Annotated in this window: 2 protein-coding genes; both read right to left on the bottom strand. The window is 36.6% G+C overall.

What is annotated here, in order from left to right:
• Positions 1-293: branched-chain amino acid transporter permease (locus FZ949_RS07015; protein ID WP_148790314.1), on the bottom strand; the 293-nt coding region annotated here is incomplete at its 3' end.
• Entirely contained in the window at positions 290-952 is a 663-nt protein-coding gene (locus tag FZ949_RS07010; RefSeq protein ID WP_103580539.1) for an AzlC family ABC transporter permease, read from the bottom strand. The genes FZ949_RS07015 and FZ949_RS07010, both read right to left, overlap by 4 nt.
• Positions 953-1,160 lie beyond the last annotated feature (208 nt).

The following is a 1,160-nucleotide window of genomic DNA, read 5'->3' as shown; positions in this document are numbered from 1 at the left end:
ACTATGCTAAGAAGGGTATTTTTAAATTTTAAATGCATCAAAATAGCTGTAAAAACTGCTACTATCTCGCTTAAGCCATAAGGAAACTCGCTAAATTTCGTATCTTTTAAGCCATAGCAGACCAAAACGACCATTATCATCATACCCATATGCTTCTCAATGGCGTCTAAATAAGGGTTTGGCTTATAGTTTTTCAGTACATAAAACGGCGTTGCTCTCGTTATAAAAGTAGCTAGAGCACTTAAAAGCACCGCCACAAAAAGCACCATTTCACTTGAGCTTGCACTTATCAAATTTTATCCTTAAACAAAAGCAAAAATACAAAACAAAGTGCCATCGAGCCAACCAGCACAAATTTAGCTGGAAAGAGGCTCACTCCAAGCACGCCAAAAAAGACCGCAGCAAAGAGCACGCGGTAGTTTTTGTCATTTTTAAACATCTCGATGACGACTACTGTAAAAAGCGCTGTTAAGCTAAACTCAAGTCCCCTTGTATCGGTCTTTATAAAATCACCAAGTATCGCTCCAAGCAGCGTCCCAGCTGCCCAGTAAGACCAAGATAAAAGATTTAGCCAGGCAAAGACAAAACTTCGATCACTCGCATCTTTTAGCTTTAAATTTTTAAATATCGCAAAGGTCTCATCTGTTAGCAAAGCGATGTTTAAAAGCTTAAATTTGATACCGCTGTACTCTTTTAAAAGTGAAATTCCATAAAAAGTATGACGCAAATTTACAAGATAGCTCACGATAAAGACCTCAATGTAGCTCGTGCCAACACTAAAGAGCGAGAGCATCATAAACTGCGCTGCGCCGCCATAAGCTAATGTGCTAAGTGCCACAGCTATAAATGCGCTAACTCCCATGCTTTTTGCCAGCACGCCAAAGGCGACACCAAGCGGGAAATAGCCCATAAAAATAGGAATGGATAGTTTAAAAACGTAGTTAAATGTCAAATTTTTGCCTTGATAAAAGCCGAAATGTTAGCAAAATTTGAAAAATTTAGAGTAAAAATAGAGTTAAATTTTATAAAATGATAGAAATTTTTGGAGTTAAAAAATGAAAAAGGTAATTCTACTTTTATTTTGTATTTTATTTTCTTGGGGTAAAAATTTTGATGCCACTAAGCTTGAAAATGAATGCGCTTTAAACAACATAGAAAGC

This window comes from Campylobacter concisus, assembly GCF_902460545.1.
In the GTDB taxonomy this organism is placed as follows: domain Bacteria; phylum Campylobacterota; class Campylobacteria; order Campylobacterales; family Campylobacteraceae; genus Campylobacter_A; species Campylobacter_A concisus_AE.
Note: the sequence above shows the minus strand (reverse complement) of the source record. Positions and strands in the feature narration are given on the sequence as shown.